Origin of the sequence: Xenorhabdus ehlersii (assembly GCF_003610465.1) — a bacterium.
GTDB classification, from domain to species: Bacteria; Pseudomonadota; Gammaproteobacteria; order Enterobacterales; family Enterobacteriaceae; genus Xenorhabdus; species Xenorhabdus ehlersii.
The window spans coordinates 394,032-409,814 of sequence record NZ_RAQI01000004.1 but is presented as its reverse complement, the minus strand read 5'-3'; the positions used below and the strand labels follow the sequence as shown (position 1 = coordinate 409,814).

The 15,783-nt window shown below is 45.3% G+C and carries 12 protein-coding genes, 2 tRNA genes and 3 rRNA genes; 7 read left to right on the top strand and 10 right to left on the bottom strand.

Annotated features, from left to right (window positions below; genetic code table 11):
* The 8 genes from BDE27_RS20540 to gmhB all read right to left on the bottom strand — a co-directional run.
* The coding region (locus tag BDE27_RS20540; RefSeq protein WP_422645826.1) for a hypothetical protein at positions 1-150 on the bottom strand (150 nt) is incomplete at its 3' end.
* A gap of 124 nt (positions 151-274) precedes the next feature.
* Positions 275-439: a homoserine O-acetyltransferase/O-succinyltransferase family protein gene (locus tag BDE27_RS20535; RefSeq protein ID WP_422645824.1), complete on the bottom strand. Its 165-nt coding sequence runs from the start codon at positions 437-439 to the stop codon at positions 275-277.
* Positions 440-1,065: 626 nt separating this feature from the next.
* A 5S ribosomal RNA gene (rrf, locus tag BDE27_RS14775) occupies positions 1,066-1,181 on the bottom strand.
* 79 nt (positions 1,182-1,260) lie between these two features.
* Positions 1,261-4,172: ribosomal RNA gene (locus tag BDE27_RS14770) — 23S ribosomal RNA — on the bottom strand.
* 172 nt (positions 4,173-4,344) lie between these two features.
* A tRNA-Ala gene (locus BDE27_RS14765) sits at positions 4,345-4,420 on the bottom strand.
* A 20-nt stretch (positions 4,421-4,440) separates the two neighbouring features.
* Positions 4,441-4,517 (bottom strand) — tRNA-Ile (locus BDE27_RS14760).
* Between the two features lie 66 nt (positions 4,518-4,583).
* A 16S ribosomal RNA gene (locus BDE27_RS14755) occupies positions 4,584-6,126 on the bottom strand.
* The 16S, 23S and 5S rRNA genes sit together here with 2 tRNA genes alongside, the layout of an rRNA operon.
* Before the next feature lie 366 nt (positions 6,127-6,492).
* Positions 6,493-7,059 carry a D-glycero-beta-D-manno-heptose 1,7-bisphosphate 7-phosphatase gene (gene gmhB / locus BDE27_RS14750; RefSeq protein ID WP_099133528.1) on the bottom strand — a complete coding sequence of 189 codons (567 nt, stop codon included), beginning with the start codon at positions 7,057-7,059 and terminating at the stop codon, positions 6,493-6,495.
* A gap of 178 nt (positions 7,060-7,237) precedes the next feature.
* Here gmhB and metN point away from each other — a divergent pair, with 178 nt between their 5' ends.
* The 6 genes from metN to proS all read left to right on the top strand — a co-directional run bounded on the left by metN (position 7,238) and on the right by proS (position 12,915).
* Positions 7,238-8,269: a methionine ABC transporter ATP-binding protein MetN gene (gene metN, locus BDE27_RS14745; RefSeq protein WP_099133526.1), complete on the top strand. Its 1,032-nt coding sequence runs from the start codon at positions 7,238-7,240 to the stop codon at positions 8,267-8,269.
* Positions 8,262-8,915 (top strand): methionine ABC transporter permease MetI, encoded by a 654-nt coding sequence (locus tag BDE27_RS14740; protein WP_099133524.1) that lies wholly within the window; start codon positions 8,262-8,264, stop codon positions 8,913-8,915. Before metN ends, BDE27_RS14740 begins: the two co-directional genes overlap by 8 nt.
* Before the next feature lie 166 nt (positions 8,916-9,081).
* The gene (locus BDE27_RS14735; protein WP_099133522.1) at positions 9,082-9,897 is read left to right on the top strand and encodes a MetQ/NlpA family lipoprotein; all 816 of its coding nucleotides are present in this window, start codon (positions 9,082-9,084) and stop codon (positions 9,895-9,897) included.
* A 93-nt stretch (positions 9,898-9,990) separates the two neighbouring features.
* A complete protein-coding gene (rcsF, locus tag BDE27_RS14730) occupies positions 9,991-10,386 on the top strand; it encodes an Rcs stress response system protein RcsF (RefSeq protein ID WP_099133520.1) in 396 nt (131 codons plus the stop codon).
* 22 nt (positions 10,387-10,408) lie between these two features.
* Positions 10,409-11,116, top strand: a complete 708-nt coding sequence (gene tsaA, locus BDE27_RS14725) for a tRNA (N6-threonylcarbamoyladenosine(37)-N6)-methyltransferase TrmO (protein WP_099133518.1) — start codon at positions 10,409-10,411, stop codon at positions 11,114-11,116.
* A gap of 77 nt (positions 11,117-11,193) precedes the next feature.
* Positions 11,194-12,915 (top strand): proline--tRNA ligase, encoded by a 1,722-nt coding sequence (proS, locus tag BDE27_RS14720; protein WP_099133516.1) that lies wholly within the window; start codon positions 11,194-11,196, stop codon positions 12,913-12,915.
* Between the two features lie 78 nt (positions 12,916-12,993).
* Here proS and nlpE read toward each other — a convergent pair whose 3' ends face one another.
* A complete protein-coding gene (gene nlpE / locus BDE27_RS14715; protein ID WP_099133532.1) occupies positions 12,994-13,677 on the bottom strand; it encodes an envelope stress response activation lipoprotein NlpE in 684 nt (227 codons plus the stop codon).
* Positions 13,678-13,988: 311 nt separating this feature from the next.
* On the opposite strand from nlpE, the gene rof reads away from it, so the two are divergent.
* Positions 13,989-14,252 carry a Rho-binding antiterminator gene (gene rof / locus BDE27_RS14710; protein ID WP_099133514.1) on the top strand — a complete coding sequence of 88 codons (264 nt, stop codon included), beginning with the start codon at positions 13,989-13,991 and terminating at the stop codon, positions 14,250-14,252.
* Between the two features lie 146 nt (positions 14,253-14,398).
* Here rof and tilS read toward each other — a convergent pair whose 3' ends face one another.
* Complete coding sequence (gene tilS, locus BDE27_RS14705) at positions 14,399-15,760, bottom strand: tRNA lysidine(34) synthetase TilS (RefSeq protein WP_099133512.1); 1,362 nt, start codon at positions 15,758-15,760, stop codon at positions 14,399-14,401.
* Positions 15,761-15,783: the final 23 nt, after the last annotated feature.

The window sequence follows — 15,783 nt, the reverse complement described above, 5'->3', positions numbered from 1 at the left end:
CCCAACAGACAAAAAGTGTCGAGGTAACATGTTCTTTGCCCAAGTCACTACTTTTTCAACTTCACTCCAATAAACCACATCCTCAAATTCAACGAGTCCTAAAGGGGGCGCCCCGTGACAATCAGCCAATCGAAATTTTGATCTTTTAATTGAATCAAAATCACAATAAAAGGTATCTAAATGTTCAGCAGGCGTATTTTTTACAATTGGCGGCTATCAATTACGTAGCAATTGAAATGTCGATTTGAAGCGGTGTGTTAGATAATAAGCCGAATTAAACTGGTTTTCTGTTTCTATCTTCTTTGGCATTAGGTTGAGGGAGCAATACCTTCAATGGACGAATATTCTGAATATTGGCCCGTGTTGACGTCATAACAAAAATGTTTTCATTGCGAAGAGCGTTCACCGCAGGTAATTCATCTGGTACACGAATTGGCATTGCTTAAAACCTCGACTATTTAACTTATGCATTTAGACTTCTAGATAGCCAAATTTACCCCAAACGGAAGGTAAATGTCGAGTTATTGTACTCAAATTGAAATTATTTCATTTTATTATATAGAAAATGGTAATCAGAATAAGGAAGAAAAAAATTAAGGTGGTATCGTCACAATACGATGTGATAAATATCGTGATCAATATCAATATCAAATATCAATATCAATATCAATATCAATATCAATATCAATATTTCATAAATAAAATTAAAGATAGGGCAAGATTCATAACTTGATAATTTAGACAATCTTTAAACACCTGATAATTCTGTTCCCTGAGTTGTTCAGGATAACTTAAGACAACCAACTCATGAAATTATCTATAACGGTGATAGTCGCTCATCAGGAACAGACTGGAATTGGCATGATATTGCTTATGATATAGCTGGAACGATAGCAGATAATTCAGGAAAAAATGAACAAGCCGCCAAGACAATGAAAGATTACCTGAAATTATCAGAAAGGGCGATATTGGCCGCTTATACACGTAAAAATAACCAAATACCCTAAAAAAATTAAACGCAAAAAAAGCCATCCGGTAACGGATGGCTTCTCTGACTGATTGAATGTCTGGCAGTGTCCTACTCTCACATGGGGAGACCCCACACTACCATCGGCGCTACGGCGTTTCACTGCTGAGTTCGGCATGGGATCAGGTGGGACCACCGCGCTGTTGCCGCCAGACAAATTCTGTTTTCAATCCCGAACAAGCCTGCTTTCTCTGAAACTTCTCTCTCAAACCCCAAAACACCTTCGGTGTTGTCAGGTTAAGCCGCACGGGTCATTAGTACCGGTTAGCTCAACGTCTCGCAACGCTTACACACCCGGCCTATCTACGTCCTCGTCTCGAACGTTCCTTCAGTGTCCTCTAGGGACAAGGGAAGACTCATCTTAAGGCAAGTTTCCCGCTTAGATGCTTTCAGCGGTTATCTCTTCCGCACTTAGCTTACCGGGCAGTGCCATTGGCATGACAACCCGAACACCAGTGGTGCGTCCACTCCGGTCCTCTCGTACTAGGAGCAGCCCCTTGCAATCTTCCAACGCCCACGGCAGATAGGGACCGAACTGTCTCACGACGTTCTAAACCCAGCTCGCGTACCACTTTAAATGGCGAACAGCCATACCCTTGGGACCTACTTCAGCCCCAGGATGTGATGAGCCGACATCGAGGTGCCAAACACCGCCGTCGATATGAACTCTTGGGCGGTATCAGCCTGTTATCCCCGGAGTACCTTTTATCCGTTGAGCGATGGCCCTTCCATACAGAACCACCGGATCACTATGACCTGCTTTCGCACCTGCTCGAGCCGTCACTCTCGCAGTCAAGCTAGCTTATGCCATTGCACTAACCTCACGATGTCCGACCGTGATTAGCTAACCTTCGTGCTCCTCCGTTACGCTTTGGGAGGAGACCGCCCCAGTCAAACTACCCACCAGACACTGTCCGCAACCCGGATAACGGGCCGACGTTAGAACATCAAACATTCAAGGGTGGTATTTCAAGGATGGCTCCATGCAGACTGGCGTCCACATTTCACAGCCTCCCACCTATCCTACACATCAAGGCTCAAGGTTCAGTGTCAAGCTATAGTAAAGGTTCACGGGGTCTTTCCGTCTTGCCGCGGGTACACTGCATCTTCACAGCGAGTTCAATTTCACTGAGTCTCGGGTGGAGACAGCCTGGCCATCATTACGCCATTCGTGCAGGTCGGAACTTACCCGACAAGGAATTTCGCTACCTTAGGACCGTTATAGTTACGGCCGCCGTTTACTGGGGCTTCGATCAAGAGCGTCGCCTTGCGGCTAACCCCATCAATTAACCTTCCAGCACCGGGCAGGCGTCACACCGTATACGTCCACTTTCGTGTTTGCACAGTGCTGTGTTTTTATTAAACAGTTGCAGCCAGCTGGTATCTGCGACTGGCCTCGGCTCCGAAAGCGTGTTTCTTCACCTAACGCCAGCGTGCCTTCTCCCGAAGTTACGGCACCATTTTGCCTAGTTCCTTCACCCGAGTTCTCTCAAGCGCCTGAGTATTCTCTACCTGACCACCTGTGTCGGTTTGGGGTACGATTGACCATAATCTGACGCTTAGGGGCTTTTCCTGGAAGCGGGGCATCAGCAACTTCAGCACCGTAATGCCTCGTCATCGTGCCTCAGTGTCCTTGGATAACCGGATTTGCCAAGTTATCCCACCTACACACTTAAACCGGGACGACCGTCGCCCGGCTTGCCTAGCCTTCTCCGTCCCCCCATCGCAATTATGGCCAGTACAGGAATATTAACCTGTTTCCCATCGACTACGCTTTTCAGCCTCGCCTTAGGGGTCGACTCACCCTGCCCCGATTAACGTTGGACAGGAACCCTTGGTCTTCCGGCGAGCGGGTTTTTCACCCGCTTTATCGTTACTTATGTCAGCATTCGCACTTCTGATACCTCCAGCAAACCTCACAGTTCACCTTCACCGGCTTACAGAACGCTCCCCTACCCAACAACACATTCGTGTCGCTGCCGCAGCTTCGGTGCATGGTTTAGCCCCGTTACATCTTCCGCGCAGGCCGACTCGACCAGTGAGCTATTACGCTTTCTTTAAATGATGGCTGCTTCTAAGCCAACATCCTGGCTGTCTGAGCCTTCCCACTTCGTTTCCCACTTAACCATGACTTCGGGACCTTAGCTGGCGGTCTGGGTTGTTTCCCTCTTCACGACGGACGTTAGCACCCGCCGTGTGTCTCCCGTGATAACATTCTTCGGTATTCGCAGTTTGCATCGGGTTGGTAAGTCGGGATGACCCCCTAGCCGAAACAGTGCTCTACCCCCGAAGATGACTTCACGAGGCGCTACCTAAATAGCTTTCGGGGAGAACCAGCTATCTCCCGGTTTGATTGGCCTTTCACCCCCAGCCACAAGTCATCCGCTAATTTTTCAACATTAGTCGGTTCGGTCCTCCAGTTAGTGTTACCCAACCTTCAACCTGCCCATGGCTAGATCACCGGGTTTCGGGTCTATACCCTGCAACTTAACGCCCAGTTAAGACTCGGTTTCCCTGCGGCTCCCCTATGCGGTTAACCTTGCTACAGAATATAAGTCGCTGACCCATTATACAAAAGGTACGCAGTCACCCTGATAAATCAAGGCTCCCACTGCTTGTACGTACACGGTTTCAGGTTCTCTTTCACTCCCCTCGCCGGGGTTCTTTTCGCCTTTCCCTCACGGTACTGGTTCACTATCGGTCAGTCAGGAGTATTTAGCCTTGGAGGATGGTCCCCCCATGTTCAGACAGGATACCACGTGTCCCGCCCTACTCGTTGAGCTCACAATACCAGTGTCTTCGGATACGGGGCTCTCACCCTTTACTGCCGGCCTTTCCAGACCGTTCTCCTGACACTCATATCGCTGATGGCTCTGGGCTCCTCCCCGTTCGCTCGCCGCTACTGGGGGAATCTCGGTTGATTTCTTTTCCTCGGGGTACTGAGATGTTTCAGTTCCCCCGGTTCGCCTCCTTACCCTATGGATTCAGGTAAGGATAGTGCAACGGATTGCACTGGGTTTCCCCATTCGGACATCGCCGGCTGATAGCGCTTCATATCAGCTCACCGGCGCTTTTCGCAGATTAGCACGTCCTTCATCGCCTCTGACTGCCTAGGCATCCACCGTGTACGCTTAGTCGCTTAACCTCACAACCCGAAGGTGTCTTCAGATTGGAGTTTTTGAGAGACTCATCAATGTTATCATTCAACAACATCGATTGTTTCAAATTTTCAGCTTGTTCCAGATTGTTAAAGAGCATAAATTTCACAACACACTGACTTCAATGTGTTCCGAAATAGTTTTTATTAAGAAGAGTCATGGTGGAGCTAAGCGGGATCGAACCGCTGACCTCCTGCGTGCAAGGCAGGCGCTCTCCCAGCTGAGCTATAGCCCCATTGAACCGGACAGAAAAGTTGGTAGGCCTGAGTGGACTTGAACCACCGACCTCACCCTTATCAGGGGTGCGCTCTAACCACCTGAGCTACAAGCCTATTCCGTTCCCGTCTCTTCTTCTATCAGACAATCTGTGTGAACACTCACATTTCACCATCTTCGGTTAAGGAGGTGATCCAACCGCAGGTTCCCCTACGGTTACCTTGTTACGACTTCACCCCAGTCATGAATCACAAAGTGGTCAGCGCCCTCCTACAGGTTAAGCTACCGACTTCTTTTGCAACCCACTCCCATGGTGTGACGGGCGGTGTGTACAAGGCCCGGGAACGTATTCACCGCAGCATTCTGATCTGCGATTACTAGCGATTCCGACTTCATGGAGTCGAGTTGCAGACTCCAATCCGGACTACGACAGACTTTATGAGGTCCGCTTGCTCTCGCGAGGTCGCTTCTCTTTGTATCCGCCATTGTAGCACGTGTGTAGCCCTACTCGTAAGGGCCATGATGACTTGACGTCATCCCCACCTTCCTCCGGTTTATCACCGGCAGTCTCCCTTGAGTTCCCACCATAACGTGCTGGCAACAAAGGATAAGGGTTGCGCTCGTTGCGGGACTTAACCCAACATTTCACAACACGAGCTGACGACAGCCATGCAGCACCTGTCTCAGCGTTCCCGAAGGCACGCCTCTATCTCTAAAGGCTTCGCTGGATGTCAAGAGTAGGTAAGGTTCTTCGCGTTGCATCGAATTAAACCACATGCTCCACCGCTTGTGCGGGCCCCCGTCAATTCATTTGAGTTTTAATCTTGCGACCGTACTCCCCAGGCGGTCGATTTAACGCGTTAGCTCCGGAAGCCACAGCTCAAGGCCACAACCTCCAAATCGACATCGTTTACAGCGTGGACTACCAGGGTATCTAATCCTGTTTGCTCCCCACGCTTTCGCACCTGAGCGTCAGTCTTCGTCCAGGGGGCCGCCTTCGCCACCGGTATTCCTCCACATCTCTACGCATTTCACCGCTACACGTGGAATTCTACCCCCCTCTACGAGACTCTAGTCAACCAGTCTTAGATGCCATTCCCAGGTTAAGCCCGGGGATTTCACATCTAACTTAATTGACCGCCTGCGTGCGCTTTACGCCCAGTAATTCCGATTAACGCTTGCACCCTCCGTATTACCGCGGCTGCTGGCACGGAGTTAGCCGGTGCTTCTTCTGCGGGTAACGTCAATCATAAAGCGTATTCGGCTCTATGCCTTCCTCCCCGCTGAAAGTACTTTACAACCCGAAGGCCTTCTTCATACACGCGGCATGGCTGCATCAGGCTTGCGCCCATTGTGCAATATTCCCCACTGCTGCCTCCCGTAGGAGTCTGGGCCGTGTCTCAGTCCCAGTGTGGCTGGTCATCCTCTCAGACCAGCTAGGGATCGTCGCCTAGGTGAGCCTTTACCCCACCTACTAGCTAATCCCATCTGGGTTCATCCGATGGCGTGAGGCCCGAAGGTCCCCCACTTTGCTCCTCAGAGGTTATGCGGTATTAGCCACCGTTTCCAGTGGTTATCCCCCTCCATCAGGCAGATCCCCAGACATTACTCACCCGTCCGCCGCTCGCCGGCAGGAAAGCACGCTTTCCCCCGCTGCCGCTCGACTTGCATGTGTTAGGCCTGCCGCCAGCGTTCAATCTGAGCCATGATCAAACTCTTCAATTAAAAGTTTGATGCTCAAAGAATCTTACTGTTAGTTCATCATGAATTAACTGTCAGGTCACTCTTTAAGACTTTAATCTTTTTTGCCTTTCGGCATATCGATAGTGTCTTGCGAGTGCCCACACAGATTGTCTGATTAATTTGTTAAAGAGCGTTGGCAACCGGAAGTGCCTTCCGGGTTGCGAGGCTGCGTATCTTACGCTTTCCTCTTATCGTGTCAAGCCTTATTTTTCAGGGCTTTTCACGTTGTCATCCCGACAGGTTTGTGTGTTTGTCGTGACAACGGAAGCGCATTATAGGGAGCCTTCTAATTTAGGCAAGTCTTTTTTGTGATTTTTTATTTAAACGCTCACAATTTAACCCAAAAGGTTATTTTTGCCTATTTTTTATTACATTTGGCAAGTCTGACAAGCTATTAACGACCAAATCCGCAACCTGTTCTGCTTCTTCTATTATTGGTTTTCCTGTACGAACAAGAACCTTGGTACCAACTTTCGCAGCCTTGGCTGCCAACATATCTTCTATTTTATCTCCTACCATATAAGAAGAGGACATATCGATATGTAATGCTTTCTGTGCATCTAACAACATACCTGGTTGTGGTTTACGACAGTCACAGCTCTTCTTATATTCTTCATCCTCTGCTTCTGGATGATGTGGACAATAATAGATGCCATCAAGATCAACCCCCCTATCTGCCAATGACCAATCCATCCATTCTGTTAATTGCATAAATTGATCTTCAGTAAAAATCTTACGTGCAATGCCTGATTGATTGGTAACCAAAATCAGAGCGTAGCCCATTTTTTTCAATTCAAGCATGGCTTCAATAGCACCATCAATAAATTGAAAATTATCTATTTCATGTACATAACCATGATCGATGTTAATCGTGCCGTCACGATCTAAAAATACGGCGGGAATACCTTGAGTCACCTGATTACTCCAAGAATGTACCAAGTGGACAGTATCGCATGATTCATTACTGATTGAGAATGCAGCATTTAATTTATTCCTAGTTGACTTAGACGTCTAGACGCCTTAACATCCACTTTAATTCATGACTTGTTGAAATGTTCTCAAGTCATTCATCTTTACATCTAATAAGAAAAAAATGATAAGACTGACTCAGATAAATAAGATATTTCAACAAGGAACGCGCACGATAAAAGCGCTTTCAGATATCAACCTACATGTCCCGCAGGGACAAATATATGGTGTTATTGGTTCTTCCGGTGCAGGCAAAAGCACCTTAATTCGCTGTGTGAATATGCTTGAACGGCCGACTTCTGGTCAGGTATTAGTGGCAGGGCAGGATCTCACTTCTCTTTCAGAACGTGAGTTAACGCATGCACGTCGTCATATTGGCATGATTTTCCAGCACTTTAATTTATTGTCATCCAGAACCGTGTTTGACAACGTCGCGTTACCTTTGGAGCTTAATAACACGCCAAAAGCCGAAATAAAGGCTAGGGTTAACGAATTACTAGAGTTAGTTGGACTTACTGAAAAACATGATGCTTATCCTGCCAATTTATCGGGTGGTCAAAAGCAGCGTGTTGCTATTGCGCGGGCTTTGGCAAATTCTCCCAAAGTGCTTTTGTGTGACGAAGCCACCAGCGCTCTGGATCCAGCAACAACGCGCTCTATTCTGGAATTATTAAAAGACATTAACCGTCGACTGGGTTTGACCATTCTTCTCATTACCCATGAAATGGATGTTGTTAAACGTATCTGTGATCAAGTTGCCGTCATCAGTGGTGGTCAATTGATCGAACAAGATGTTGTGAGCGAGATATTTTCGCATCCCAAGACACCGGTTGCTCAGGAATTTATCAAATCTACGTTGCACTTGGATATTCCTGAAGATTATTTACAGAAGTTACAACCGGAATCCGCGCCTGATCGCAGTCCATTATTGAAGCTGGAGTTCACAGGTAAATCAGTTGATGCACCTGTAATCTCTATAGCCGTTCGCCGCTTTAATATCGACATCAGCATATTAAGTTCTCAAATTGACTACGCTGGCGGTGTGAAATTTGGGGTTATGCTGGCTGAATTAGATGGGGAAAACGATAGTATCAAATCAACAATTGCATTTTTAGAAGAGCATCATGTGAAAGTAGAGGTTCTCGGTTATGTCTGAAGGAATGATTTTATTAATGGCTAAAGGAGTCTGGGAAACCCTCGTTATGACTTTCGTCTCTGGTTTCTTTGGCTTTGTTATTGGATTGCCGGCGGGTGTGCTTCTATATGTTACTCGCCCTGGGCAGATAATTGAAAATGGCACGCTTTATCGCATACTTTCTGCATTGGTAAATATTACGCGTTCAATACCTTTTATTATTCTATTGGTATGGATGATCCCATTTACCCGTCTGATTGTAGGAACATCTATCGGCTTGCAGGCAGCCATTGTTCCGCTGACTGTGGGTGCGGCGCCGTTTATTGCTCGCATGGTGGAAAATGCATTGTTGGAAATCCCGACTGGCTTAATTGAAGCAGCGCGTGCAATGGGAGCAACCCCATTTCAGATCGTCAAAAAGATCTTATTGCCGGAAGCATTACCAAGTTTGATTAATGCCGCCACCATCACTTTAATTACATTAGTTGGTTATTCCGCAATGGGTGGCGCTGTTGGTGCCGGTGGCCTGGGCCAGATTGGCTATCAATATGGCTATATCGGCTACGATGCGACAGTGATGAATACCGTATTAGCATTATTAGTTGTTTTAGTGTTCTTAATTCAGGTCGGCGGTGATCATTTAGTGAAAGCCGTTAATCGCAAATAAATTATTTTCAACAAAGTGGCAAGGCTTATACCTATACCCGACAAATTTCAAGTTGCTGCTTTATTGGCTGCAATTTGAAAGATGAAGGGAATAAGAGCCTCATTATAGTAGTACGCAGTAACTTGATAAGACAGGTTATAAATCAGTATTCAATAGGGGTGAAAATATGTCAGTAAAATTGAAATCCATTGCTACAATCAGTGCATTGTTAGGTACATTAATTCTTGCTGGTTGCGGACAAGAACAACGTGATCCAAACCATATCAAGGTTGGCGTTATTGCAGGACCTGAACTTAAAGTTGCTGAAGTTGCTAAACAAGTGGCTAAGGATAAATATGGCCTTGATGTTGAGCTGACTACATTCAATGATTACGTTCTGCCAAATGAGTCATTGAGTAAGGGGGATATTGATGTGAATGTCTTCCAACATAAGCCTTTTTTAGATCAGCAAGTGAAAGAACGTAACTACAAATTGGCAATTGTTGGTAACTCTTTCATTTTCCCAATGGCAGCATACTCTAAAAAAATTAAGTCACTGGATGAATTGCAAGATGGTTCTCAAATTGCCATCCCCAACGATCCGACTAACCAAGGCCGCTCTCTGCTGTTATTACAAAAACAAGGTCTTATCACTCTGAAAGAGGGTGTTGGTCTGCTGCCAACTATTTTGGACATTACCAGCAATCCTAAGCACCTAGATATCGTACAGTTGGAAGCACCACAACTACCACGTTCACTGGACGACCAAAAGATTGCTTTCGCTATTATCAATAATACCTATGCGGGGCAAATTGGTTTAACACCAGAGCAAGATGGGATTTTTGTTGAAGATAAAGATTCACCTTACGTAAATATTATTGTCAGCCGTGAAGACAATAAAGATGCAGAAAATGTGCAAAAATTCGTGAAAGCATACCAGTCTCCAGAAGTAGAAAAAGAAGCCAATGAAGTCTTCAAGGGTGGAGCAATAAAAGGCTGGTAATCTTTCCTATTCAGACAATCAAGATTAAAATCATTGGGTGGGTATTTTTATATCCACCCATTTTTATTAAATAAAATATGAGGATTCAACTCGATGCGTGTGTTACCTATCTGTTTCATAGCGCTCTTTATAGCCGGTTGTACTTCATCACCAACCCAGTCCAATAAATCTGGTATATCAGATCCGAAGTTGAAACATCAGTCAGTCAAGAAAAGTAAGATGCCCTCTTATGTCCACCTCTATACCAAGCCGGATGAGCTTTTAGGTTTGCCATTTAAAGAGTTAGGTATTGTAGCCGGAGAATCCTGCCGTAATACGCTGCAAGACTCTCCCGCCAGTATTGCAACCGCACGACAAAATATGCTGACGAAAGCATCTTATCTAAACGCAAACGCAGTTTTACTTCATCAATGTGCAATTTTACCGGGTCAGGGTTGTTACCAAATTGCCATCTGTGAAGGCACTGCATTACTGACAACCAATAAATAATTATTATTAATAAAAAGCGCTTATGGCAGATTTTCATTTTACGCAAATAGGGACCATTCATTCTCCTTACAAAGAGAAATTTGCTATTCCCCGTCAACCGGGTTTGGTCGAAGATGGTACAGGGCAGCTAGAGTTACTTGCGCCTTACAACCAGGTTGATGCAGTACGCGGGCTGGAGCAGTTCAGTCATTTATGGATTATTTTTGTCTTCCATCAAACCATGGAGGGTGGCTGGAATCCATTAGTGCGCCCACCCCGTTTAGGAGGAAATGCCAAAATGGGCGTTTTTGCCACCCGTTCAACCTTTCGCCCCAATCCAATTGGCATGTCACTGGTGGAATTGAGAGATATTCAATGCGAGAACAACCGCGTTATTCTGGAACTTGGTAGTTTGGATTTGGTGGATGGTACACCAGTTATCGACATCAAACCTTACCTGCCTTTCGCCGAATCACGACCAGAAGCCAAGGCTGGTTTTGCCCAAGCCGCACCAGAGGCAGATATGGCAGTGAATTTCTCACCAGAAGCGGAATACCAACTTTTATCCCACAAAACCCATTATCCTCATTTGAGGCGCTTTATTAGCCAAGTATTAGCTCAAGATCCTCGTCCTGCCTACCGTAAAAAAGCGCAGGAAAACCGCCTATATGCCGCTCATATCTTGGATTTTAACGTCCGCTGGCGAGTTTTTAATACCACAACAGAAGTGGTTTCTATCGAACACCGCTAAAACTCCTTTTGACATCGCAAGCTCGCTGGTAGACTAGCGATTTGTCTTTATTTTTCGCTATCCAATGGAAACTTACTATGCGTACTAGCCAATATCTGCTCTCTACTTTAAAAGAGACGCCTGCTGATGCAGAAGTCGTCAGTCATAAACTGATGCTTCGTGCTGGAATGATCCGTAAACTCGCTTCAGGTCTGTACAACTGGATGCCGACAGGTGTCCGCGCGTTGAGAAAAGTTGAAAACATTGTTCGTGAAGAGATGAATAATGCGGGAGCGGTTGAGGTTTCCATGCCAGTAGTTCAGCCAGCAGATTTGTGGCAGGAAAGTGGCCGTTGGGAACAATATGGCCCAGAATTACTGCGTTTTGTTGATCGCGGTGAACGCCCTTTCGTTTTGGGACCAACCCATGAAGAAGTTATCACTGATCTGGTTCGTAACGAGGTCACTTCCTATAAGCAGCTTCCACTGAACCTGTTCCAGATCCAGACCAAATTCCGTGATGAAGTTCGCCCACGTTTTGGTGTCATGCGTTCACGTGAATTTATCATGAAAGATGCATACTCTTTCCACACCAGCCAGGAGTCCCTGCAAGAAATTTACGATAAGATGTACGATGCCTACAGTAAGATCTTTACCCGCATCGGCTTAGATTTCCGCGCAGTTCTGGCTGATACGGGTTCAATCGGTGGCAGTGCTTCCCATGAATTCCAAGTCCTGGCAGACAGTGGTGAAGATGATATCGTTTTCTCTACCGAGTCTAACTATGCAGCTAATATTGAATTAGCGGAAGCAGTTATGCCATCTCAAGAGCGTACAGCTCCATCTGAAGAGATGCGCCTGGTCGATACACCAAACGCCAAAACGATTGCTGAGCTGGTCGAACAATTCAATCTGCCAATTGAAAAAACCGTTAAGACTCTGATCGTTCACGCCGCAGAAGAAAGCGGACATAAACTAGTTGCCTTGCTGGTACGCGGTGATCATGAACTGAATGAGATCAAGGCAGAAAAATTGCTTTTAGTCGCCAGCCCGCTCACTTTCGCTACCGAAGAAGAAATCCGTACCATCGTGAAAGCAGGCCCAGGCTCTTTAGGTCCGGTCAACCTGCCGATACCTGTCATTATTGACCGCAGCGTATCTGTCATGAGTGATTTTGGTGCAGGCGCCAATATTGATGACAAACACTATTTCGGCATTAACTGGGAGCGTGATTTACCATTACCAGAAGTGGCTGATATCCGTAACGTCGTTGAAGGTGACGCTAGCCCAGATGGTAAAGGAACGCTGTTAATCAAGCGTGGTATTGAAGTGGGTCATATCTTCCAATTAGGCACCAAGTACTCTGATGCTTTGAAAGCAACTGTGCAAAACGAAGATGGGCACAATCAAGTTATCACTATGGGGTGCTATGGGATTGGTATCACCCGTATCGTTGCAGCAGCCATTGAACAGAACCACGATGATCGTGGCATTATCTGGCCAGATGCCATAGCCCCATTCCAAGTAGCTATTCTGCCAATGAACATGCATAAATCTTACCGTGTTAAAGAAGTCGCCGAAAAATTATATGCAGACTTACGTGCCAGCGGCATTGATGTCATTATCGATGATCGTAAAGAACGCCCTGGTGTTATGTTTGCTGATATGGAACTGATCGGTGTACCACATACTCTGGTTATCGGTGATCGTAACTTAGATAACGGTGAGATCGAATATAAACACCGCCGCACTGGTGATAAGCAGATGCTGAAACTGGAAAATATTGTTGATTACCTGAAAAGCCATATTCAACAAGCTTAATTTCGTTTGTCAGCTTTTAAGAAAACCTGTGTATTCATTACGCAGGTTTTTCAATAGATTATACGTCGCTGTTATGTGTTATTTCTTAGTATGACAGGAAGCAGCTTTGTCAAAACGAATTTTACCTGTTTGGACCACTGCATTATCAAACAAGCCATCTTCCATTGAAGGACGAACCGTATAATAGCCCTCTATTTCCACATAAACAGGGGTTCCACCTTCTACTCCCATGGCGCTATAGCCACGTTCTAAATCGATATTTTCCGCAGCATCATAACGCCTTCCAGTACCACATTCCGTAAAGAGAGCAGAATCAGCAAAATAGCTGTATTCTCCTGCCAGCTTTTTCGGTTTGACTTTATCTAATTCATAATTGAAGCTTGATTCAATTGGCTCGCCATCGATATCCAGCATAACCAAATTTTCGCCTTTCATCTGATAATAAGATTTTTGGCCGTCTTGCTGACTTAACACAACCTTTTTACCGTTTATCACCCAATGACCTGTTTCAAAGAACGTATTTTTCTCATCTTTGGCTTCCAAATAGGTTTGCCCCAATATATATGTCCCATCTTTAGCAAGTTGTAAGGTGGTCTCAATACCTGCACAATCCGCACAAGGTACAACACCACTAAACACGTTTTCGGTTGACTGAGACTTTTCCTGAGATACAGGGCTATTCTGGGTTACGGAAGTATTCTGACATCCCGCAGCTGTGAATACACCAGCAACCAACAATGCAAGCAATATTTTTTTATTCATCATTTGATCCAATAAATTCAAAAAGATAATCATTGACTTTCACGCAAAGCATAAACTTTACATAACAAAATTGACATTACTCTACTGGGTTCCAAAATGCACGGAAAGAGCAATCAAATAGTATGACTTTATTTTATTGTGTAATGGTAAGATACAGGTTCAATCCGCTTCCTGTTTTAACGAAATTCTCACCGACTTATTCAGTAATCACGGAAAGCTTACTGTGCTATAGTCGTAAGTAGCATTTTGCATTTGATTTTGGTCAATCACGGGCGGCACGATAACCGCCACTAACATAGTGGTGAGCAAATATGTCTATAGATAACGAAGAATATCAACCAATTAACTGTGATGATTACGATAACCTTGAGCTAGCATGCCAACGCCAGCTACATTTACATCTCCAATTGCGAGGTGGTGACACATTTGAAGGAAAAGCTAATAAACTGATTTTAAGAAAAAAAATTGAATATCTTCTCATCGATTCAAATGAAGGAACCCGTGAATTAAGGTTAGATTACATTATCAGTTTCAGCAATCCAGAAATTGGAACGATTGTTATCGAGCATTCTTAAATCTGATCGCTAATAACGATGAGAACCTTCTCCCCAAAGTCCTTATATAAGATAAGGACTTTTTATGTAAAAAGAAATCTTCATAGACCAATCAATAAGTCGTTATAGTCAACTCTACGTTTATCACTACGTGACTAACCATGCTATTAAATATGATGTGTGATTTTCTTCCACTGAACTGAAATTCCTTCGCCATCAGGCAAATTCTGCCCTTCTTTAGTGATGAAAACTCCCAGCGCAGCTATCAGTTTTTCGTTGTAATAGAGCAAAGGCGTTCTCTCCCTGAGCCAAGGTGCAACCCCAAATTCTTGCCACAGTTTTTTACTGTGGCGGGAATGTTGCCGTCCCACAATGCTAATATTGCCCTGGACACTATTACCCTGAAAACCAAAACGAATTGTCACTTGCTCATTACTGTTTGGCTTTCTCACTGTAATACCGTTTTCTTTAGAACAAAACAGCGTTCCCAATCCATCTGGTAACATCAATTCCTGCTGTAAATCCCATTCAAGAATAGTTCCCGCCAGATTCTGGTATTGGGGAAGTAGCCAAAGTTGCTGCCGATAACGACGAATATCATATTGCCCTAACCTAAAACGCGGCTCCGCATCTTGTCTGGCAAGTGCTACTTCTGACCAAATTCGTTGAAGTTGCTCGCGTGCCGGCATTTTTACCCCACACTGATGGAGCCACCGCCGCAACAACGCATTTCGTTTTGCTTCAGAACTGTTTTCCAAAGGAGGAATAGAGATCGAACCTTCCGCTGTAATCAATAAATCCAAAGATTCTTTCAGTAATTCATCCAGCAATTGTTCTTGCTCTCCACACAAGCTGGCACTGCGGGAAACCGCTTGTGAGAAATGAGGCCAACGCTGATTGAGTAACGGCATGATATTTAGACGCAGGAAATTGCGGTCATAACGATCATCTTGATTACTGTCATCCTCTACCCACTGTAATTTTTGTATCTGTGCATACTCTTCCAATTCTGCACGACTTACATTTAGCAATGGACGAATCAATGTTGTTCCCGCAAATGGCATTCTGGCAGGCATGGAAGATAATCCCGCCGGACCGCTGCCCCGTTTCAATGCTAGTAAAAACGTTTCTGCCTGGTCATCAAGATGCTGTGCCGTGATTAAAATTTCATCCTGCTGTAGCTCACGTTGGAATGCGTGATAACGCGCATGTCTAGCCGCAGCTTCAATCCCATTCTGGCGAGTATTAAGCTGGACTTTTTCGGTTCGGAAATCTACCTGCCAGTCAGCACAAATCTGACGACAATGTTCGACCCATAAATCCGCCTTTGGGTTTAAGCCATGGTGAATATGGATTGCCCTTAGCGCCATTCGTTCACTATTCAATTGATGAGATTGGGTTCGCAAACGAACAAGTAAATGCAGCAATACGGAGGAATCTAATCCACCGCTAAATCCGACCAAAATTTTTTTATGCTGGCCAATCTGTTCTGCCAATGTCATAAGCAAAAGATCATGAATATTTACCATTATGGAGCCAAACCTTTCTTCAT